Raw genomic sequence first — 20,805 nt, forward strand, 5'->3', positions numbered from 1 at the left:
GGCATCCACCTGATCATGGCCACCCAACGCCCGTCGGTGGACGTGATCACCGGCACGATCAAGGCGAACTTCCCGACCCGGATCTCCTTCCAGGTCACCAGCAAGATCGACTCGCGCACGATCCTGGGCGAGATGGGCGCCGAGCAGCTGCTCGGTCAGGGCGACATGCTGTTCATGGCCGGCGGCGGGCGCACGACGCGCGTGCACGGGCCGTTCTGCTCGGACAGCGAGGTCGAGAGCGTGGTCGCCCACCTCAAGCGCCAGGGCCGTCCCTCCTACCTCGACGCCGTCACCGCCGACGATTCGCCGGAGGAGCCGGTCAAGGAGGGCAAGTCCGGGCGCGGCGCCAAGGCCGAGAAGGTCGAGCGCTCCGAGGAGCCCGACGAGGAGGCCCCGGTCTTCGATATCGGCGCCTTCGCGGCGGCGACCGGGGGCGAGTCCGACGACCTGTACAAGCAGGCGATCGAGGTGGTGCTGCGGGACCAGAAGGCGTCGACCAGCTACATCCAGCGCCGACTGCAGATCGGCTACAACCGCGCCGCCTCGATCATGGAGCGGATGGAGATCGAGGGCATCGTCGGCCCGGCCAACCACGCCGGCAAGCGCGACATCCTGGTCGCCGGGGCGCCGCACGCCTCGAGCGGGATGTACGACGACGAGTGAGGCCGCTGCCGGGCAGCGACCCGAGGGGTCGCGGCCCGGCGCGTCGCATCTTCGCCACAGGGCGGGGCTTTAAGCCCCGTCCGTTCCCATGTCTGCCGGATCGCCCGCCCGGGCGCCCAGGAGGTTCTGCCGATGATCGGCCGCCGCACCCGCACAGCCGGCTCCCTGATCGCCGCCGGGCTGTGGCTCGCCCCCGCCGCCCCGGCGCAGGCGCAGGTCGGCGCGTTCATCGACAGCCTGTTCGGCCGCAAGGAGGAGGCGGCCCCGGAGCCGGATTCCGCCCCGGCCGCGCCCGCGCCGGCCGCCAAGAAGCCGTCGCCCAAGCCCGCCGCGAAGGATTCGGCCGCGAAGGACGCGCCGAAGACCGGCAGCCCCAAGCCGGGCACCAAGACGTCCGACAAGGCCGACCACAAGGCGACCGAGCCCAAGGTCGCCGCCGTGGGCGGCCCTGCGGCGCTGGCCGCGTCCGAGCCCGCGGACGCCGCCACGGTGCTCGCGCAGGCGAATGCGTATTTCAACGGCATGAACACCCTGACGGGCAACTTCATGCAGATCGGCGCGGACGGGCGGCGGATCGGCGGCAAGCTGACGCTCGCCAAGCCCGGCCGCCTGCGCTTCGACTACGACCAGCCCTCGCCGCTGGAGGTGGTGGCCGACGGCACCTCCGTGGCGGTGCGCGACCGCAAGCTCGCCACCCAGGACCTCTACTTCATCGCCCAGACGCCGCTGAAATTCCTTCTGCGCGAGAAGATCGACCTCGCCCGCGACCTGACGGTCACCGACGTGACCAACGACCCGGGCGGCGTGCGCATCAGCCTGGAGGATCGGGCCACGCTCGGCGGCACCTCGAAGATCCAGCTGTTCTTCGATGCCGAGATGAAGACCCTGTCGCAATGGCGGATCACCGACCCGCAGGGCTACATCACCACGGTGCAGCTCTCGAACCTGCAGAAGCCCAAGAGCGTCGATGCGGGCCTGTTCTTCATCAATTACGGGCGCGCCGAGGACAAGGCGATGCAGCAGCAGATCCAGCAATCGCAGCCCAACTGAGCGATCGGCGGGGCGGCTTAGCCGGCTGCCGTAACGCCTGATCGAACTCCCAACCCGAGACCCGACCCGTGCGCCTGTCCGTCACCTCCTGGAACATCAACTCGGTGCGGCTGCGCATCGACCTGGTCCTGCGCTTCCTGGCCGAGCACAAGCCGGACGTGCTCTGCCTCCAGGAGACCAAGTGCCCGGACGACGCCTTCCCGCTCAAGGCCCTGCGCGGCTCGGGCTACGAGCACGTGATGTTCGCCGGCCAGAAGGGCTATAACGGCGTCGCGATCCTGTCGCGGTTCCCCCTGCACACCCGCGGCGTGATGGGCTTCTGCGAGAAGCCGGACGCCCGGCACATCTCGGCGGTGCTCGGGCCGGAGGCGGGGGCCGCCGCCGGCATCGTGCTGCACGATTTCTACGTCCCGGCCGGCGGCGACGTGCCCGACCGCGACCTCAATCCGAAATTCGCCCACAAGCTCGATTTCCTGGCGGAGCTGCGCGCCTGGGGCGGCAAGCGCGTCTCCGGCCCGGCGATCCTGGTGGGGGACCTCAACGTCGCGCCGCTCGAGCACGACGTCTGGTCGCACAAGCAACTCCTCGACGTGGTGAGCCACACCCCCGTGGAGACCGAGGCCCTGGAGCTGCTGCGCGGTGAGGCCGGCTGGATCGACACGGCCCGCCACCTCACCCCGGAGCCCGAGAAGATCTACACCTGGTGGAGCTACCGCTCGCCGGATTGGTCGGCCGCCAACAAGGGCCGGCGCCTGGACCATGCCTGGGTCTCGCCCGACCTCGCCGGCACGGTCCGCTCTGTGGACGTCCTGCGCGACGCCCGCGGCTGGGAGCGGCCCTCGGACCATGCCCCGGTGACGCTCACCCTCGAGCTGTGAGAGCGGCGCGGAACTGCCGTGACCCTTACGCATTGCTGGTTCACGAACCCGCGATGCGAGCCGGCCCGATGCGCAAGATCCTGATCGCCCTCCTTCTCCCCAAGGTCGTCTCCTTCCTGCGCCGCCGCTACGGCGGCCCGCACGCCGCCCGCGACCGGGCCTTCTGAGGCACGCTTCAGCATCGGCGGCGTGTTTGTGACGGCCGGGCCCGGCACGCGGCCCCAACGCCCTTGGCCCGGTCCTGCAGGAAGCCGCCCCCGATGACCGACGATCCCCGCGAGGCCGGTCCCCGGCCTCCGTTTCCCGGCGACCAACAGCAGGAGCGGCCGGGTCTCACCTCCAAGATGACGCCGCGGCCCGACCACGGCGAGGAGAGCTATGTCGGCAAGGGCCTGCTCGCCGGCCAAGCCGCGCTGATCACCGGCGGTGATTCCGGCATCGGCCGAGCGGTGGCGATCGCTTATGCCCGCGAGGGCGCCGACGTGGCGATTTCCTATCTCGACGTCGAGCAGGGGGATGCCGAGGACACCAAGGCCTGGGTCGAGAAGGCCGGCCGCCGCTGCCTGCTCCTGCCCGGCGACATCCGCGACGAGGCCCAGTGCCGGACGCTGGTGGACCGGACCATGGCCGCGTTCGGGCGGCTCGACATCCTGGTCAACAACGCCGCCGCCCAGGTGGTGAACGAGGGCCTCGACGACCTTAAGGCCGCCGATATCGAGGGCTCGTTCCGGGCCAACGTCTTCGCGATGTACTACCTCGCCCAGGCCGCCGTGCCGCACATGAAGCCGGGCGGGGCGATCGTGAACTCGACCAGCGTCCAGGCCAAGGTCGCGGGCCCGAACATGCTGATCTACGCCGCCACCAAGGGCGCCATCGCGAGCCTGACCATCGGCCTGTCGAACCTGCTCGCCCCCAAGGGCATCCGGGTGAATTGCGTGGCGCCCGGCCCGGTCTGGACCCCGATCCAGCCGATCGTGAAGAGCCCCGAGGAGCTGGAAGAGCTCGGCGCCCAGACGCCCCTCGGTCGCGCCGGCCAGCCCGCCGAGCTCGCCCCGGCCTACGTTCTGCTCGCCTCGCGCGAGGGCAGCTTCATGTCGGGCGCCCTGGTGCCGGTCACCGGCGGCATGCCGATGCTGTGAGGCGCACACCTCACTCGACGTAGACCCCCGCGCCCACCAGCGCGGGGGTGCCGTCCACGCTCGTCCCGCAGACGTAGCTCCACTTGACCTCCGGCGTGCTGCGCCGGGGCCGCGGGAACATGTAATCGACCCAGCCGGAGCCGGATTCCCGCACCACGGCGATGAAGTCCTTGTGGAACTGCTTGCCGGCCGCGTCGTGCTCTTGGAGCAGGTCTCGGCCCTCGCGGCTCGGATGGGCGGCGTTGAACAGGACGACCCCGTGCAGGTCGACCACGAACAGATAGACGTCGCCGTAGCGCCAGGGCGAGTTCTTCCGCCGGAACGCCGCGAAAGCTGTCCTGCCCTCGCTCTCGATCAGCTCGGCGGCCTTGTTGACCAGGGTCTCGATCTCGTCCGCCTGATGGACCGGAGCGCGCTGATCCCGCCCGGCCACCCGCCTCGTCGGCAGGAGCATGATCAGGACCAGGATCGGCAGGCACCAGATCACGATGCGCTTGGGCATGGTCGCGCCCCTGATCGTCCATTCCTCTCGGGCCGCCGGCCCGATCACCGGTGAATCAGCCGGCGTGGCGCCGGAAGACGCGGCCCTCGCTCGCCGGTCTCGGGGCGAGCCACCAGAACAGCCGCGGCTGGCCGGGCATGACCGGCGCCGGCAGCGCGTCCGGTTCGGCCTCCTCGCCGGTCCGGTGGGTCTCGATGATGCGCTTCAACCGCTTCATCGCGGCGATGTACATGCAGGCGCGCAATCGCCGGGCCTCGCTCGACCGGACCTCTTCGAGGTCGTTCAGGATCGCTTCCGCGTTCCGGATATGTTGCTCGGCTTCGATGATGTAATCGGCGATCGCACAAGGATCTGACATCTTCCGGCTCCCGGATTCGATCGAGACATCGACGCTGTCACGCTCCGAAATCTGGCGCACGCGAGCCGCCCCGCAGGGTGGGCGCGCCGCAGACACGTTCCCGAGATCAAGGACCCGTCCGACCCCCGGGTTGGTCCCGGTGTTGTCAGTCTCGTGATCGAACGGCTCGGCCGTTGATCCATGCTCAAGCGATCCGGGTCTCGTCGCCGCCGGAAAGCCACATCCGCCAGGGTGGATGTACGATGCGATGTACAGTAAATCCATATCGCTTGCGGAGGTCAATCAAAAATTATCAATATTCGGCGGTGTCGTTGAGCTGTCTATCGCGCCGGACCGCGTTGCTGCACGGTTTTAGCGGGCGCTTGCCTGATCCTGGCCGGCGCTGCTCCGGGCCATCCCCGTCATCCTGAGGCGGGAGCACAGCAGGCCTCGAAGGAGCCCTCCCCGGAGCGCGCGGCGGCCTCTGGTCGTTGCGGGGCCAGCAAGCCGCGCATCCCCATCAAGCGGATCGGCGTGCCGCTGTCGCGGCATCTTCCGTGATGGCGGTGGCCGGGCATGGGCAGGCGGGCCGGTGCCCTGAGCGGCGCAGATCGCGCCCATGACGCCGTCACCGTCCTTGCGCGCGCAGCGAAGCAACCCAGGACGGCGCGCGATCTCCGGACGTGGCGTGTCCCGGGCTTGCTTCGCTGCGCTCGCAAGGAGGATGGGGCTGCGTTCAGCGCTCGAAGCCTCGCTGGGCCAGGAGCGTTGCGCCCCTCGATGTCTGCAGGGTCGCGTCGATCTGCTCGCGCTCGCGGGCGAACTCGGCCAGCAGACGGCCGCCCAGGTCGCGGCCGGCGGCGAACGCTCGGCCGCACGCCGGAGAGCGCTGAAACAGAAAGGACCAAGGCCGAGGCCTTGGTCCTGAACACGCATCATCGAGTCGCGATGCTTGTGCCGCCCCGCAATCCGGGCGCGGCCCTGCGGGACTAGAACGGGATATCGTCGTCCAGGTCGTACCCACCGCGGGCGCCGCCACCGCCGCCGCCGGAGGCCGGGGCCGGGCGTCCGCCACCGCCGCCGCCCTGGGCGCGGCCGCCGCCGAAATCACCGCCGCGGTCGCCGCCCCGGCCACCGCCCGAGTCGCCGCCGCGGCTGATCTGGCCGCCGCCCTCATCCTCGCCGGCGAAGTCGCCGCCACCACCGCCGCGGCCGTCGAGGATCGTCATCTCGCCGCGGAAGCGCTGGAGCACCACCTCGGTGGTGTACTTCTCGACGCCGGAATTGTCGGTCCACTTCCGGGTCTGGAGCTGGCCCTCAATATATACCTTCGAGCCCTTGCGCAGATACTGCTCGGCCACCCGGGCAAGGTTGTCGTTGTAGATCACGACCGAGTGCCACTCGGTCTTCTCCTTGCGCTCGCCGGTCGCCTTGTCCTTCCAGGACTCGGAGGTCGCCAGCCGCAGGTTGCAGACCGGGTCGCCCGAGCCGAGGCGGCGCATCTCCGGGTCGCGCCCGAGATTGCCCACCAGGATCACCTTGTTGACGCTGCCCGCCATCGCTCTCTCCTCACCGTACGGATCTCACTGGGCCGTGGCCCGGCGGCCGGCGACTCATGCGCCCGGGCCGTCGGGGCGGCAACCTGCGGTGCGGGTTTGTGCCCGCTATCCGCAACCTGCCAAACGTGAATGTTCTATCTCTGTTCTGATTTGGCGGCAAGCCGCGCTCAGGCGATATGCACAACCAGCTTGCCGAAATTCCGGCCCTTGAGCAGGCCGATGAACGCCTCCGGGGCTTTCTCCAGGCCCTCGACCACGTCCTCCCGGTAGCGAACCTTGCCGGCTCGGATCCAGTCGCCGACCTCGCGCCGGAAGGTCTCGGCCTGGTCGGCGAAATCCCAGACGATGAAGCCCTGGATGTGCAGGCGGTTCGTCAGCACCGAGCGCATCAGGGCGGGCAGCCGGTCGGGGCCGGGGGGCGCCTCGGTGGCATTGTAGGCCGAGACCAGGCCGCAGACCGGGATCCGGGCGAAGGGGTTCAGCAGCGGCATCACGGCGGCGAAAACCGCGCCGCCGACATTCTCGAAGTAGACGTCGATGCCCTTGGGGCAGGCTGCGGCCAGCGCCCCCGGCAGGTCGGGCCCGCGATGGTCGACCGCCGCGTCGAAGCCGAGCTCCTCCGTCAGGTAGCGGCACTTGTCCGGCCCGCCAGCGATCCCGACCGCCCGGGCGCCCTTCAGCTTGGCGATCTGCCCGACCAGCGACCCCACCGGCCCGGCGGCGGCGGCCACCACCACGGTCTCGCCGGGCTTGGGCTGGCCGATATTGAGCAGCCCGGTATAGGCGGTCATGCCCGGCATCCCGAGCACGCCGAGCGCGGTCGAGGGCGGGGCGGCCTCCGGATCGACCCGGCGGGTGCCCTTGCCGTCGGTGGCGAAATATTCCTGCCAGCCCGCGAAGGCCGTCCGCAATTCCCCGACCGGGATGTCCGGATTCTTCGACGCGACGACCTCGCCGACCACCTCGGCGGTGATCGGGTCGCCGATCTGGACCGGGGTCGCGTAGGATTTCGCGTCGCTCATCCGGCCGCGCATATACGGGTCGAGGGACAGCCAGCGCGTGCGCAGCAGGATCTGGCCGGGCCCGATCTCCGGCACCGGCACCTCCTCCAGGCGGAAATTCTCCGGCTTCGGCTCCCCGTGCGGGCGCGATGCCAGGACGATGCGGCGGTTCACGGCATTCATGAAAGGCTCCCGGATGCTCTGCCTGCGACCCCCGATCTGGGGCGCGAGGCGGCGGCGGCCAATGGGGCGCCCCGCGCGTTGACCGGGATCGGCTTCAGACGGAGGCGACATGCGCACCACCCTGATCTGCCTCGGATTGGCCGCCCTGACCTTCGGCGCCGCGATGGCCGGACCGCTCGATACCTATCGCTGGCGGTCCCGGGTGCTGGTGCTGTCGGCCCCCGATCCGGCGGACGCCGACCTGCGGGCGCAGCGTGCGGCCCTGGGCCCGATGCGCGGCGGCGTGGCCGAGCGCGACCTCGTGGTGGTGGAGGCGATCGGGGATACGCCCGAGGCCCGGGCCCTGCGCGCGCAACTGTCTCTGCCGGCGGGCGAATTCCGGGCGGTGCTGGTCGGCAAGGATGGCGGCGCCAAGCTCACCGCCGCGGCGCCGATCCCGCCCCAGAAGCTGTTCGCCACGATCGATGCGATGCCGATGCGGCGCGGCGAGATCGAGGGCGCGCGATAGGGGGCGGAGCGCCCGGTTTTGCGGGGATGGCGGGGCCTGCGGACACCAACGGTTAAGCCTACCGGCCTATCACCGAGCGGTGTCGGCGGCCGTGTTTCGGCCGTCCGTTGAGGCCCGCCAGGACGCTCGAACGAGACGCTCGCATCGATGACCCGAGAACAAGTCGCCACCGCCATCCGCCGCGTCGTCAGCCTCCAGGTCGAGGATATCGAGCGCGCGGTCCGCGATGGCCACAAGACCATCGCGCTGAACGAGCTGGCGGATCTGAACCGCCAGCTCAAGGCCTTCGCGGCCGCGCTCAAGAAGGCCCCGGCCCGGATCTGATCCGGGTCGTCCTACCAGCGGGGCCCGCCCCAGCGGCGGGGCGGATCATCCTCGGGGGGCGGGGGCGGCGGGGGCGGCCCGCGCTCGAAGGCCGGCTCGTCGCAGATCCGCACCCGCCGCAGAACCGGGGCGCCGTCCGGATCGAATCGGCGCCGGACGAAGTCGCGGCACGCCTCGGGCGGGGCCGCCGAGAAATGCGGGCGCCGGAATTCCGGTTCGGGGGGCGGAGGCGGTGGGGGCGGTGGCTGCCGCTCGCGCTCGTAGCCCTCGGCCGGGCCGCCATAGCCGTGTGGCGCGTAGGGGCCGTCGAAATCGGCGGCGTGCGCCGGGGCGGCGGCGAGCAGCAGGGCGCAGAATCCCGCGCGTCCGATGACATCACGGAGGGGCACTGGTGGGCCTCGGCAGGGACAGGCGGCGGGGATCGCGGCCATCGATGCCGGAGATTGCGCCGCGCCGGCTGAACCCCTGCCGCGTCCCCGGTTGCCCGCCGTTCAGCCGGCTTCCCGGTTATCGCTCTCGCGAAGCGGGCCTCAGTTCTGCATCGCGTTGATCTCGCACTGGGCGTAGTCCCCGCTCGCCTTCACGTAGGCGTTGAGCTTCTGGACATAGGCCTCGGCGATCGGCCGGAATGCCTGCGCCTGCAGATTGTAGGCCTTGACCGCGTCGTTGAAGCTGTAGGCCTCCCAGCCGGGGCAGCCGCCCTTGGCGTCGAGGCAGGCCGGCTTCTCGGGCAGGGCGGGCTTGACCGGCCGCGCCGAGGCCGGCGGCGGCTCGGGCGGCTTGCAGGCCGTGGCCGCCGGGGCTGTGGCCGGCGGCGGCGCGCCCTTGTCCGGGGCCGCCTTGGGCGCCGCCAGCGCGAGGGTCGGCGCGAGCATGCCCGCGATGAGGAGAAGCCTGCCGCGCATAGCCCGTGTCACTCCGCTGCGGCCCGAGACCGCCGGTGGCGGGTTCTGCGGCATCACGCGGACGGCGACAAGGGTTCCGACACCGCGGCTCTGGTGGGGGCGGTACGCGGCGCGGCCACGCGGTCCCGGCCCGATCCGCCCGGCTTGGCGGTCCGCCCCGTGGCGACCGCGCCGCGCAGGAGCGCGAGGGCGGGCATCAGCAGCCCGGTCGCCAGGACCCACCAGGCCGGGCGGATCGGGCCGGAGAAGTCGAGATTGGCCGCCAGAACGAGGCTGGCCGGAACGCCGCTGGCGAGCCCGTACCAGGCCGCCTCGAGCCCGGCCGTGACGAGGCCGCCGAGGATCGCGAGGAGCAGCAGCGACCACGGCCGCTCCGGCAGCTTGAACCGCCGCATCGCGCGCCAGCCCATCAGCAGCAGGAACAGCCCAGCGGAGAAGACCGGGTCGCTGACATCGATCTTCGACTGCAGGAAGTAATGGACCAGAGCCAGCACCGCGATCGTGTAGACGAGCCGGTGCAGCCGGTGCCAGTTCGGCCCCAGGTTGCGGATCGCCGCATCCGTCGAGGTCAGACCCAGCGCGATCAGCCCGATCAGCGCCACGAAGCCGATGGTCAGGTAGAGCCGCAGGGCGATCTCGCTGGCGACCTTGGTCAGGACCAGGTTCTGATCGACCGCGTAGAGCGCGAGATGCGCCACCGCGTAGGCCATCACGGTGATGCCGAGCATGCGCCGGACCACCAGCACCTTCCCCCAATCGGCGATGCGGCGCAGGGGTGAGATCGCGAGCGAGAACAGCAGGAAGCGCACAGCCCATTCGCCGGTGGCGTGGATCAGCGCGGTGATCGGCTTGGCGCCGAGCGCGTCGAGCCGGAACGCGGCCGCGAGGTACAGAGCCGGCGCGATGCAGGCCAGGAACACCGCGAGCTTCAGCCAGGAAAGGCGTCCGGCCCGGTCGAGCCAGGGGAGGGGAACGGCCAGGCGGTCGATCATCGTTTTCGGACTCGGCCTTCTGACATCGGGAGCGACGTGGGGAGCGACGTGCCGCTCGGGCCAGGATATGGAGAGCGAAACCGGCGCTTCTGCGGATGGCTCCGCGAACGGGTCGGTTCGCCGCGGTTCGCTCCGGGTTACGCCGGACCGGTTGACCTCGCCGCCCCGGTGCCGAGATAGCCGATGGACGGACACCGGATGGATCCCATGCAGTACCGCAATCTCGGCCGCTCCGGCCTCAAGGTCTCGCCGATCTGCCTCGGCACGATGATGTTCGGCGGGCCCACCGACGAGGCCACGGCCGGGCGCATCGTCGGGAGTGCCCGGGAGGCGGGCATCAACTTCATCGACACGGCCAATGTCTACACCGAGGGCCGCTCGGAGGAGATCACCGGCCGGGCGATCAAGGGCGACCGCGCCGCCTGGATCCTCGCCACCAAGGTCGCCAACCCGACCGGCTCGGGCGTCAACGACCGCGGCCTGTCGCGCGTCCACGTCATGAAGGCCGCCGAGGACAGCCTGCGCCGGCTCGGCACGGATGTCATCGACATCTACTACCTCCACAGGGAGGACCACGACACGCCGCTGGCCGAGACCGTGCGGGCGATGGCCGACCTCGTGCGGGCGGGCAAGATCCGCCATTTCGGCGTCTCGAACCACCGGTCCTGGCGGGTCGCCGAGATCTGCCGGCTCTGCGACGAGATCGGCATCGACCGGCCGGTGGTGAGCCAGCCCTATTACAACGCCTTCAACCGCATGCCCGAGACCGAGCACCTGCCGGCCTGCGCCCATTACGGGCTCGGCGTCGTCCCGTACTCGCCCCTCGCCCGCGGGGTGCTGACCGGCAAGTACGACCCGGACGCCCCGCCGCCGGCCGAATCCCGCGCCGGCCGTCAGGACACCCGGATGATGCAGACCGAGTGGCGCCCGGAATCCCTGCGCATCGCCCGGACCCTGAAGGAGCATGCCGAGGCGCGCGGCATCACGGCCGGGCAATTCGCCACCGCCTGGGTGCTGAACAACCGCCTGATCACCGGCGTCATCGCCGGGCCGCGCACCGAGGCGCAGTGGCAGGAATATCTCGGCGCCCTCGACTACGCCTTCACCCCCGAGGACGAGGCCCTGGTGGACGGCTTCGTGGCCGCCGGGCACCCGACCACCCCGGGCTACAACGATCCGGCCTATCCGCTGGAGGGGCGGATCCCGCGGAACGTCTGATTGCGGCCCGATCCTGCGCCCGTCCAACCATTGTGGGCGGTTTGCACCGTGCTACAATCCGGGCTGGCAAGAGAACGGGCGACGATGGCCGCTCACGCGAAAGAGAAGGCGAGACCTGTGCCGAGGACCAAGTCGGTCCGGGCGCAGGTTGATCCGGGCGTCAAACTGGAGGCCGAAGCTGTCCTCGGCGCGGTCGGCCTCTCGTTGTCCGACGCGTTCCGCTTGATGCTCGAACGGGTCGTCGCCGAGGGGCGGCTGCCCTTCGATCCGCTCGACCCGAACGACGAGACCATCGCGGCTTTGCGCGCGGACCTCGCTGGCGACGTGATCCATGTCGGCGATCCGTCGAACCTCCTCGCCGTCCTTGACGCCGACTGACGATAAGCCGCCGACAGCGACTTTACCCGTGCCGGCACCTGCCCAGGCTACGCGACGGGACGTCGTCATCACGGGTCAATTCAAAAAGGATATGAAGCGCGAGCAGAAGGGGCGTTATCGCGCGACGGTGCAGGCGGATCTGCTGAAGGCCGTCGACCTGCTCGCCGCCGATCGTCCCCTTCCCGCCAAAATGGTCGACCACCCGCTCGGAGGCAATTGGAAGGACTATCGCGACTGCCATATCAAACCTGATCTGGTTTTGATCTATCGGAAATCCGAGCCATCAGCCGTAAAGCCGCACTAGGAGGCGGAGCGGCCTAAACTGCACCTGGTCCGCATCGGTTCGCACAGTGAACTTGGCCTTTGATGGGCTCCGCTTGGCCGCACCGTCTCAGGATGGGGCCGAGCCTGGGAAACCGGCCCGACAGGCTCTCACGATGTCGTTCCCGGCACGCGGGTCGAGCGTGAGTTCAGCTTGCCCAGGCTGACGGCCAGCTCGGCCGACGCCTCGGAGACGGCCTGCGCGACGGTGACGAAGCCGCGCGCGTTCAGCGCCTGCGCCAAGTCCGCGAGTTCGGCCTCGAGCTGGCGGGTGAGCACGTGCTCGCCGAGGCTCGACAGGGTGCGGTTGGCGACATCGGCGAGCCGGTCCGCCGTCGGCTGCCCGACATGCCGGAGCAGGATCGCCAGGGTCTTCACCGCTTCCGTGAGGGTCTGGGACTGGATCGACTCGGAGGCCACCACGATCACAGCTTCGAGGGCGTCGGTCGCGATGATCGGCGCAGCATCCGCGTAGACGATGCAGGATGTCGGATCTTCGAGCGGCCGGGTCTCGTCCTCGCTCCAGTGCGCGATGATGTCCCGCAGGGCCTGGATGACCGAGAGGCCGGGGCTGGGGTTGGATTTCGATGTCGAGACCGAGGTCCAGGCGATGGTCGAGAGCTGGTGCAGGCCGTACCCGGCATCGTGCTGCAGGTCGCGTCCGTCGTCGTAGCTGAGCGCGGCCAGCGTCTCGCCGACGAGGCGCTCCCGCGCTGCCGGGTCGAGCGTCGTGCCGGGCCTGCATCGCAGCCGGAACAGGGGATCGTTGACGGCGCGATACGTCCCGACCGGGATGACGCATTCGATCTCGGCCGCCTCGCGGCCATGCCGCTTCACGGCCTCTTCGATGCGCGGGAGGTCGAGGCGGACGACGTAGCCGCTCTCCCGGGAGCAGATCAGCGCGGCCACGGGCCAATCCTGCCGCGCCGTCCTCCGGGTCGCTGCGAGCATCCGGAGATCGTCGTCGCGGGCTTCCAGAACCCGGTCGTGGATGAACTGGATGATCTGCGCTGGCCGCATCTGATCGATCGTGTTGTAGATCATCACGATGATGAGGCAGAGGGCCGAGGTGGTCAGCAGCAGGGCGAGCGTGGTCCCGAAGACGGGCCGGTGAAAGCCCGTATTCGTCACCAGCGTCATCAGGACGAAGACCGACAGGCCGACGAAATACCCGAAATAGAACTGGTTCGTGCGCCGGGCCATGAACTGGTCGGTGACCTGCGCGGTCAGGGCGGCCGCCCCCTGTTGGACGGCGAGGAGCAGGAGCGAGAAGGTGATCGAGGTGACGGTGATGATGCTCGATGCCACCGTGGTCAGGAGGCTTCCCAGGGCCGCCCTGTCGCCGAGCAATTCCCCGAGCCAGCGGAATCCCGCCGGCGCATCGCCGCCAGACCAGGACCGATCCGCCAGATAGACCAGGGCGTTCAGGCCCACGAAGCCGACCACGGTCGCGAGCGGCAGGGCGAGGAACTGCCGGAAGGACCGCCTGACGGCGCTGACGAAGCGGCCCGGGACCGACTTGATCGTCTTCATGCTGCGCCATCACCCGGGATCGATTGCTATCCGGGTGATGTATAGCAAACTTGACCGAGCCAACGCGCCGGCATCGACCCCGGACGGACCCGAACCTAGCGCATGGACTCCGGTAGGTGCTGGATCGGGTTCGTGCGCGCGGGCGCACCCTGGCCCTGCACCGTTCCGTCCGATTGCATCACGTCGGTCGAGGATTGGATCGCGCTCGGTGGGGAGACCTGGCCGCTCCCGCGGGCGGCGCCGTCACGCTCCGATGCCGGCGGCAGGGTTGCCGGTGTCGGTTGGTCGATCCGGCTGGCAGCCGACTGAGACAGGGCCGGAGCGGTCAAGCCGAAGCTCCCGGACACGGCACCCAGGACGAGGGCTCGCCCGATCCAACGAGAGTACCGTCCGGGAGAGGGGGTTCGGGTCGTCATCGCTCGATCCATCCGTTCGAAGCAGCGCGCCGGCGCCTTCACGTTCGGTCGGCAATGCACCCGCGCCACGGGCGTTCCCCCGCCTCGCCACAACTCCGAGAGAGCACCGGAGCCTGAAGCGGCGAAGCGGGTCGCGCGAGCGTCTGCGCTCCGCGTTACGGTCGAGATCTGCGCGTTTGGGACCTCGCCCCAACTGACCCGCTGAGGGCAATGCGGAAGGGTCGCGCGTGCCGGCTCGTCAAGCACAGGCGGGCGAGAGCCGGCATTCCGCGATGGCCGCCGAATGCAGCCACGTTCACGCGCGGACCCGACAGATCGCTGATCTACCTTGCGCTCGGGACTGACCGCGGCTATCTATCCCCCCAACAGTTCTGATGGCAGTCGAGAGGCTGCGGTTCGGGAGTGGGCCCCACCGGGTCCGCTCTTTTTTTTCGCCGCGTCAGGTTTGATCGCGCGAGGACCGCAGGCCGGCACGTGCCGCCCAGGACGCCGCAAGGGTTGCGCGCTGATATCCATGTCGTCCGAGATCGAAGCGGATCTGTCCGAGAAGCGCCTCGTCCGCGAGAGCGGTGTCGCCGCTCGCGTGGTGCAGGTGATCGAGGGGCCGGTCCAGGGCCTCGGCTTCCGGCTGGTCCGGGTGAAGGTGACCAACACCAACGGCTGCACCGTCCAGATTATGGCGGAGCGGCCGGACGGCACCTTCTCGATCGACGATTGCGAGGCGGTGAGCCGGGCGATCTCGCCGGTGCTCGACGTCGACGATCCGGTGGGCACCGCCTACAACCTGGAGATCTCCTCCCCGGGGATCGACCGGCCGCTGGTGCGGGTCTCGGACTTCGCCCGCTGGGCCGGCTACGAGGCCAAGGTCGAGCTGAGTCCGCCGCTCGACGGCCGCAAGCGGTTTCGCGGCATCCTGGGCGCGCCCGACGTCGAGAAGCTGACCGTCCCGATCGACCTGCCCGACGTGAAGGAAGGGCTGCCGAGCCGGGTCGACCTGCCGCTGCGGGATCTCGCCGAGGCGCATCTCGTCCTCACCGACGAGTTGATCCGCGAGTCCCTGCGTCGCGGCGGCCCGCCGGCCGACGGTGCGGACGAACTGGACGAGGATGACGAGGCCGAGGACGACGCGCCGGCGGCCCCCGCCCGGCCCGCGCCGAAGCCGCAGGGTCCGAAGGGCAAGGCCGCCAAGGCCGACCCGAAGGCCCCGAAAGAGAAGAAGCCGCCGCGCACCGGCCCCAAGAAGCCGGTCGTGTCCAAGGCGTCCCGGCTCAAGAGCCGCGACGACCTGCATTGAATTGAGATTTGGGCTCGGTCGCCCGCGGGCGACCGGCACGAAGACTTGACGGAAGAGAAGGACCGACACCGATGGCCGTCGTCAGCGCCAACAGGCTCGAACTCCTCCAGATCGCCGACGCGGTCGCCCGCGAGAAGGTGATCGACCGCTCCATCGTCATCGACGCGATGGAGGAGGCGATCGCCAAGGCGGCGCGCTCCCGCTACGGCGCGGAGACCGACGTTCACGCCGAGATCGACAACAAGACCGGGGCCCTGCGCCTGTCGCGGCACCTTCTGGTGGTCGATCAGGTGGAGAACGACGCCCGCGAGATCACCCTGGAGCAGGCCCGCCGCTACAACCCGGGCGCGCTGGTCGGCGACGTGATCTCCGACACCCTGCCGCCCTTCGATTTCGGCCGCGTCGCCGCCCAGTCGGCCAAGCAGGTCATCGTCCAGAAGGTGCGCGACGCCGAGCGCGCCCGCCAGTTCGACGAGTACAAGGACCGGATCGGCGAGATCCTCAACGGCATCGTCAAGCGGGTCGAGTACGGCAACGTCATCGTCGATCTGGGCCGGGGCGAGGGCATCGTCCGCCGGGACGAGATGATCCCGCGCGAGACCTTCCGGCCGGGCGACCGGATTCGCTCCTACCTGTTCGACGTGCGCTCGGAAGTGCGCGGGCCGCAGATCTTCCTGTCGCGCTCGCACCCGCAATTCATGGCCAAGCTGTTCGGCCAGGAAGTGCCCGAGATTTACGACGGCATCGTCGAGGTGAAGGCTGTGGCCCGCGATCCGGGCTCCCGCGCCAAGATCGCCGTGATCTCCCGCGACGGCAGCATCGACCCGGTCGGCGCCTGCGTCGGCATGCGCGGCTCGCGCGTCCAGGCGGTGGTCGGCGAGCTCCAGGGCGAGAAGATCGACATCATCCCGTGGTCCGAGGACGAGGCGACCTTCATCGTCAACGCCCTCCAGCCCGCCGAGGTGGTGAAGGTCGTGCTCGACGAGGAGGCCGACCGCATCGAGGTGGTGGTGCCGGACGACCAGCTCTCGCTGGCCATCGGCCGCCGGGGCCAGAACGTGCGCTTGGCCTCGCAGCTCACCGGCTGGGACATCGACATCCTCACCGAGGCCGAGGAATCCGAGCGGCGCCAGAAGGAATTCGCCGAGCGGACCCAGGTGTTCATGGAGGCGCTCGACGTCGACGAGACCGTCGGCCAGCTGCTGGCGGCCGAAGGCTTCCGCAACGTCGAGGAGATCGCCTACGTCGACATCCAGGAGCTGTCCGGCATCCAGGGTCTCGACGAGGAGACCGGCGCCGAGATCCAGGCCCGCGCCCAGGATCACCTCGCCCGGATCGAGCAGGAGCACGATGCCCGCCGCACCGAGCTCGGCGTCGCCGACGAGCTGCGCGAGATCGAGGGCATCACCACGCCCATGATGGTCGCGCTCGGCGAGAACGACGTGAAGACCGTCGAGGACCTGGCGGGCTGCGCCACCGACGACCTCGTCGGCTACACCGAGGGCCGCGGCCCGGACGCCGTGCGCCACGCCGGCTATCTCGACGGGTTCGAGCTGTCGCGGGCCGAGGCCGAGGGCCTGATCATGGCCGCCCGCCTCAAGGCCGGCTGGATCGAGGCGCTGCCCGAGCCGGAGGCCGAGGAGGGTGCCGAGACCGACGAGAGCGAGGAGACCCCCGAGGCGACGGCCGCCACCCCGGCCGAGGCCTGAGCGGGAGGCTGCGGCGGACGCGCTCATGGCCGAGGTCGACACGACCCCGCCCGATGAGGGGCAGGATCCGGGACTCGATCCCGGGGGGCTCGACAGCGGCCCCGGCCGGCGCGTGCCGCAACGGACCTGCATCGTCACGCGCGTGGTCCAGCCGCCCGAGGCGATGATCCGGTTCGTGCGCGGCCCGGACGGCAGCGTCGTGCCAGACCTGCGCGCGAAGCTGCCCGGCCGCGGCGCCTGGATCAGCGCCCGGCGCGACGCGGTCGCCACCGCGGTGCGCAAGAATCTGTTTCCGCGGGCGTTCAAGGGACCGGCCCAGGCCGGCCCCGACCTGCCCGACCGGATCGTCGTCGGCCTGCGCGAGGATCTGCGGCAGGCGATCGCCATGGCCAACAAGGCGGGATGCGTGGTCGCAGGCTTCTCCAAGGTCGAGGCCGCGATCGGCGGCCAGCCCGGCGCGGTGGCCCTGATCCATGCGGCGGAAGCCAGTCCAGACGGCCGTCGCAAGATCGCCGCGGCCTTGTACCGGCGGCACGGTGAGGCCATGTCAAGGATACCGATCATCGACGACCTGTCCGAAGATGAATTGGACATGGCCTTAGGTCGGGATCATGTGATACACGCTGCGCTCGTCGCAGGAGCCGGAGCTGCCGGCTGCCTGTCGCGTTGGCGTCGGCTACGCTCCTTCGAGGGCGCCGCCGCGGCGACCGAGGAGCCCGATCCAGCCCGAATCGGCGGGGTCGACGAAGCCTCACGTTGACGACGCACCAGGACGAATTTGGCCGGCGCCACCGGGCGTCGGTTCACGGGACGATGGAAACCCTCAGGGTTCAGGCTGAATGAGCGACACGAACAACCCGGGCGACAAGACTCTGAACAGGACTTCTCCGAAGCCGCTCTCCCTCAAGCGGCCGATCGAGGCAGGCACCGTGCGTCAGAGCTTCTCCCATGGCCGCTCCAAGCAGGTCGTGGTCGAGACGGTCAAGCGCCGCGGCGTCGGCGCGGCCCCGGCCGCCCCTGCCCGTGAGCCTGCGCCCGCCCCGCGCCCGGCTCCGACCGCCGCTGCGGCCCCGCCGCGCCCGGCCCAGCGCTCGGCGTCGGGTGTCGTGCTGCGCACGTTGAGCGAGCAGGAAAGCGCCGCCCGCGCCGCCGCCCTCGCCGACGCGAAGCGCCGCGAGGCCGAGGCCCGTCAGAAGGCTGAGGCCGAGGCCGAGGCCCGCCGCAAGGAGGCCGAGGAGCAGGCCCGCCGCGAGCGCGAAGCCGCCGAGGAGCGCCGTCGCGAGGAGGAGTCCCGCAAGGCCGCCGCCGCCGAGGCTGCTCGCGCTGCCGAGGAGGCCGCCAAGGCCGCCGCTGCCGCGAACGCGGCCGCCGCTGCCGAGGCCGCTGCGCCTGCACCGGCCGCCCCCACGGCTGCTGCCCCCGCCGCGCCGGCGACCCCGGCCGCCGCGCCCGCTCGCCCGTCGGCGACCCGTCCGATGCCGGCGCGTCCGAGCACCGTCGCTCCGGCCCGCCAGCCCGAGGCTGCCCGTCCGGCCGCCCCCGCGGCTGCGCGTCCGGCCGCTTCAGCGCCGGCCGCCCCGGCGGCGCGTCCGCCGCTGACCGCCCGTCCCGCCACCGGCGAGCCGCGCAAGACCATCACGGCCGATTCGCGCAAGCCCCGCGACCTGAACTTCATGGCGCGGCCCGCCCCGGCGCCCGAGCCCGAGAAGAGCGCCACGCCGACGACCGCCGCGCGTCCCGCCGGTGCCGCCGCAGCGGCGCGTCCCGCCGGCCGCGGTGCGCAGACCAACGAGGACGAGTCCGAGACCAAGCGGGTGATCCGCCGTCCCGGCATGCCGCTCAAGATCATCGCGCCGCCCAAGACGCCGAAGTCGCCGGGCGGGGACCGCAACCGCGGCCGCCTGACCATCGCGACGGCGACGTCCGGTGAGGACGAGCGCACCCGCTCGGTCGCCTCGTTCCGCCGCCGCCAGCAGCGCATGAGCGGCCGTGGCCAGGTCGAGCAGAAGGAGAAGCTGTCCCGCGAGGTGACGATCCCCGAGACGATCACCATCCAGGAACTCGCCAACCGCATGTCGGAGCGGGCCGTGGACGTGATCCGTCTGCTGATGAAGCAGGGCGAGATCCACAAGATCACCGACGTGATCGACTCGGACACCGCCCAGCTCATCGCCGAGGAGCTCGGCCACACCGTCCGCCGCGTCGCCGAGTCCGACGTCGAGGAAGGCCTGTCGTCCGACGAGCCGGATCTGGAGGAGGATCTCGATCCCCGTCCGCCGGTGGTCACCATCATGGGCCACGTCGATCACGGCAAGACCTCGCTGCTCGACGCGATCCGTAAGGCGAACGTGGTGGAGGGCGAGGCCGGTGGCATCACCCAGCATATCGGCGCCTACCAGGTCGCGGCGCCGTCCGGCGACATGATTACCTTCATCGACACCCCGGGCCACGCGGCGTTCACGTCGATGCGCGCCCGCGGCGCCAAGGTCACCGACATCGTGGTGGTCGTGGTGGCGGCCGATGACGGCGTCATGCCGCAGACGATCGAGGCGATCCAGCACGCCAAGGCGGCGGGCGTACCGATGATCATCGCGATCAACAAGATCGACAAGCCGGATGCGAACCCCCAGCGGGTCCGCACGGAGCTGCTGCAGCACGACATCCAGGTCGAGTCGATGGGCGGCGAGACCCTGGAATTCGAGGTTTCGGCCAAGACCGGCGACGGTCTGCCGGAGCTGCTGGAGGGCATCCAGATCCAGGCCGAGATCATGAACCTGCGTGCCAACGAGAAGCGCGACGGCGAGGGCACGGTCATCGAGGCCCAGCTCGACCGCGGTCGCGGTCCGGTGGCGACCGTGCTGGTCCAGCGCGGCACTCTGTTCACCGGCGACATCGTCGTGGCCGGTGCCGAGTGGGGCCGCGTGCGCGCCCTGATCGACGATGTCGGCGAGAACGTGCAGTATGCCGGCCCGTCGGTGCCCGTGGAGGTCCTCGGCTTCAACGGCACGCCCGATGCCGGCGACCGCGTGACCGTGGTGTCGAGCGAGGCCCGGGCCCGCGAGGTCACCGAGTACCGCGCCCGCCAGAAGCGCGAGCGGCAGAATGCCCGGACCGGCGGTGCCAACCGCTCGCTGGTCGACATGATGCGCGACCTCAAGGAAGGCGCCGGCCGCAAGGAGCTGCCGGTCGTCATCAAGGGCGACGTGCAGGGTTCGGTCGAGGCGATCGCGGGTGCCCTGGAGAAGCTCGGCAACGGCGAGGTCGCGGCCCGCATCCTCCTGTCGGGTGTCGGCGGCATCACCGAGTCGGACATCACCCTGGCTCAGGCGTCGAAGGCGGTCGTGATCGGCTTCAACGTGCGCGCCCTCAAGGAGGCCCGCGAGGCCGCCGAGCGGGCGGGTATCGATATCCGCTACTACAATATCATCTACGACCTCGTGGACGACATCAAAGCCACGCTGTCGGGGATGCTGCCGCCGACCCTGCGCGAGGAGCGCCTGGGCGAGGCGTCGATCCAGGAGGTCTTCGAGGTCTCCAAGGTCGGCAAGGTCGCGGGTTGCCGCGTCACCGACGGTATCGTGGAGCGCGGCGCGCATGTCCGCCTCATCCGCGACAGCGTCGTGATCCACGAGGGCAAGCTCAAGACCCTCAAGCGCTTCAAGGACGACGCGAAGGAAGTCACCTCCGGCCAGGAGTGCGGCATGGCCTTCGAGAACTTCGAGAACATGCGCGCGGGCGATGTTATCGAGTGCTACCGGGTCGAAGAGATCCGTCGCACCCTCTGAGATCCCGGACCTCGTCCGGACAGGGCGGTCGCGGCCTCAGCCGCGGCCGTCTTTTCTTTTTCGCGCATCTCTCTTTTGTTGGACGTGAACCGGCCGCCCCGCGGCGTCGG

The 20,805-nt window shown here is 70.3% G+C and carries 20 protein-coding genes and 1 pseudogene; 13 read left to right on the forward strand and 8 right to left on the reverse strand.

The window, feature by feature from the left end; genetic code table 11:
• From BMZ47_RS02190 to BMZ47_RS02205, 4 genes are all read left to right on the forward strand, one after another.
• Positions 1–663 (forward strand): DNA translocase FtsK (locus BMZ47_RS02190; protein ID WP_139220903.1); only part of this gene is annotated, 663 nt, incomplete at its 5' end.
• Between the two features lie 132 nt (positions 664–795).
• Positions 796–1,713 carry a LolA family protein gene (locus BMZ47_RS02195; RefSeq protein ID WP_091858141.1) on the forward strand — a complete coding sequence of 306 codons (918 nt, stop codon included), beginning with the start codon at positions 796–798 and terminating at the stop codon, positions 1,711–1,713.
• A gap of 68 nt (positions 1,714–1,781) precedes the next feature.
• Positions 1,782–2,591 (forward strand): exodeoxyribonuclease III, encoded by an 810-nt coding sequence (xth, locus tag BMZ47_RS02200; protein ID WP_091858144.1) that lies wholly within the window; start codon positions 1,782–1,784, stop codon positions 2,589–2,591.
• Between the two features lie 260 nt (positions 2,592–2,851).
• The gene (locus BMZ47_RS02205; RefSeq protein ID WP_091858147.1) at positions 2,852–3,730 is read left to right on the forward strand and encodes an SDR family oxidoreductase; all 879 of its coding nucleotides are present in this window, start codon (positions 2,852–2,854) and stop codon (positions 3,728–3,730) included.
• Positions 3,731–3,740: 10 nt separating this feature from the next.
• Here the strand turns inward: BMZ47_RS02205 and BMZ47_RS02210 are convergent, their stop codons facing one another.
• The 4 genes from BMZ47_RS02210 to BMZ47_RS02230 form a co-directional block, all read right to left on the reverse strand.
• Positions 3,741–4,232 (reverse strand): cache domain-containing protein, encoded by a 492-nt coding sequence (locus BMZ47_RS02210; RefSeq protein WP_091858151.1) that lies wholly within the window; start codon positions 4,230–4,232, stop codon positions 3,741–3,743.
• A 55-nt stretch (positions 4,233–4,287) separates the two neighbouring features.
• On the reverse strand, positions 4,288–4,854 hold the full coding sequence (locus BMZ47_RS27725) for a hypothetical protein (RefSeq protein WP_139220904.1): 567 nt from the start codon (positions 4,852–4,854) through the stop codon (positions 4,288–4,290).
• Between the two features lie 704 nt (positions 4,855–5,558).
• Positions 5,559–6,128 (reverse strand): single-stranded DNA-binding protein, encoded by a 570-nt coding sequence (gene ssb / locus BMZ47_RS02225; RefSeq protein WP_091858160.1) that lies wholly within the window; start codon positions 6,126–6,128, stop codon positions 5,559–5,561.
• A 167-nt stretch (positions 6,129–6,295) separates the two neighbouring features.
• Positions 6,296–7,312, reverse strand: a complete 1,017-nt coding sequence (locus BMZ47_RS02230; protein WP_091858164.1) for an NADPH-dependent curcumin/dihydrocurcumin reductase — start codon at positions 7,310–7,312, stop codon at positions 6,296–6,298.
• 109 nt (positions 7,313–7,421) lie between these two features.
• On the opposite strand from BMZ47_RS02230, the gene BMZ47_RS02235 reads away from it, so the two are divergent.
• Positions 7,422–7,820 (forward strand): DUF4174 domain-containing protein, encoded by a 399-nt coding sequence (locus BMZ47_RS02235; protein WP_091858167.1) that lies wholly within the window; start codon positions 7,422–7,424, stop codon positions 7,818–7,820.
• Positions 7,821–7,967: 147 nt separating this feature from the next.
• Positions 7,968–8,144, forward strand: coding sequence for a hypothetical protein (locus tag BMZ47_RS28370; protein ID WP_007569379.1), 177 nt, complete (start codon positions 7,968–7,970; stop codon positions 8,142–8,144).
• A gap of 11 nt (positions 8,145–8,155) precedes the next feature.
• Here the strand turns inward: BMZ47_RS28370 and BMZ47_RS02240 are convergent, their stop codons facing one another.
• The 3 genes from BMZ47_RS02240 to BMZ47_RS02250 all read right to left on the reverse strand — a co-directional run bounded on the left by BMZ47_RS02240 (position 8,156) and on the right by BMZ47_RS02250 (position 10,041).
• A complete protein-coding gene (locus tag BMZ47_RS02240; RefSeq protein ID WP_091858171.1) occupies positions 8,156–8,533 on the reverse strand; it encodes a hypothetical protein in 378 nt (125 codons plus the stop codon).
• A 141-nt stretch (positions 8,534–8,674) separates the two neighbouring features.
• Positions 8,675–9,049 carry a hypothetical protein gene (locus tag BMZ47_RS02245; RefSeq protein WP_208601005.1) on the reverse strand — a complete coding sequence of 125 codons (375 nt, stop codon included), beginning with the start codon at positions 9,047–9,049 and terminating at the stop codon, positions 8,675–8,677.
• A 53-nt stretch (positions 9,050–9,102) separates the two neighbouring features.
• The gene (locus tag BMZ47_RS02250) at positions 9,103–10,041 is read right to left on the reverse strand and encodes a protein-methionine-sulfoxide reductase heme-binding subunit MsrQ (protein ID WP_091858175.1); all 939 of its coding nucleotides are present in this window, start codon (positions 10,039–10,041) and stop codon (positions 9,103–9,105) included.
• 207 nt (positions 10,042–10,248) lie between these two features.
• Between BMZ47_RS02250 and BMZ47_RS02255 the strand changes: the two genes are divergently transcribed.
• The 3 genes and pseudogenes from BMZ47_RS02255 to BMZ47_RS02265 all read left to right on the forward strand — a co-directional run bounded on the left by BMZ47_RS02255 (position 10,249) and on the right by BMZ47_RS02265 (position 12,004).
• Positions 10,249–11,259, forward strand: a complete 1,011-nt coding sequence (locus tag BMZ47_RS02255; RefSeq protein WP_091858178.1) for an aldo/keto reductase — start codon at positions 10,249–10,251, stop codon at positions 11,257–11,259.
• Positions 11,260–11,343: 84 nt separating this feature from the next.
• Complete coding sequence (locus BMZ47_RS02260; protein ID WP_007559710.1) at positions 11,344–11,637, forward strand: type II toxin-antitoxin system RelB/DinJ family antitoxin; 294 nt, start codon at positions 11,344–11,346, stop codon at positions 11,635–11,637.
• A 67-nt stretch (positions 11,638–11,704) separates the two neighbouring features.
• Positions 11,705–12,004 (forward strand): annotated as a pseudogene (locus BMZ47_RS02265) (type II toxin-antitoxin system YafQ family toxin).
• 65 nt (positions 12,005–12,069) lie between these two features.
• Here BMZ47_RS02265 and BMZ47_RS02270 read toward each other — a convergent pair.
• A complete protein-coding gene (locus BMZ47_RS02270; RefSeq protein ID WP_091858184.1) occupies positions 12,070–13,491 on the reverse strand; it encodes a DUF2254 family protein in 1,422 nt (473 codons plus the stop codon).
• A gap of 930 nt (positions 13,492–14,421) precedes the next feature.
• Here BMZ47_RS02270 and rimP point away from each other — a divergent pair.
• The 4 genes from rimP (at position 14,422) to infB (ending at position 20,695) form a co-directional block, all read left to right on the forward strand.
• Positions 14,422–15,201 (forward strand): ribosome maturation factor RimP, encoded by a 780-nt coding sequence (gene rimP / locus BMZ47_RS02280; RefSeq protein WP_007559697.1) that lies wholly within the window; start codon positions 14,422–14,424, stop codon positions 15,199–15,201.
• 71 nt (positions 15,202–15,272) lie between these two features.
• Positions 15,273–16,910 (forward strand): transcription termination factor NusA, encoded by a 1,638-nt coding sequence (gene nusA / locus BMZ47_RS02285; protein WP_091858187.1) that lies wholly within the window; start codon positions 15,273–15,275, stop codon positions 16,908–16,910.
• A gap of 25 nt (positions 16,911–16,935) precedes the next feature.
• Entirely contained in the window at positions 16,936–17,670 is a 735-nt protein-coding gene (locus BMZ47_RS02290) for an RNA-binding protein (RefSeq protein ID WP_007559693.1), read from the forward strand.
• A 79-nt stretch (positions 17,671–17,749) separates the two neighbouring features.
• Positions 17,750–20,695, forward strand: a complete 2,946-nt coding sequence (infB, locus tag BMZ47_RS02295; RefSeq protein ID WP_091858190.1) for a translation initiation factor IF-2 — start codon at positions 17,750–17,752, stop codon at positions 20,693–20,695.
• The last annotated feature ends 110 nt before the right edge of the window (positions 20,696–20,805 follow it).

The organism is Methylobacterium brachiatum (genome assembly GCF_900113845.1).
GTDB classification, from domain to species: Bacteria; Pseudomonadota; Alphaproteobacteria; order Rhizobiales; family Beijerinckiaceae; genus Methylobacterium; species Methylobacterium brachiatum.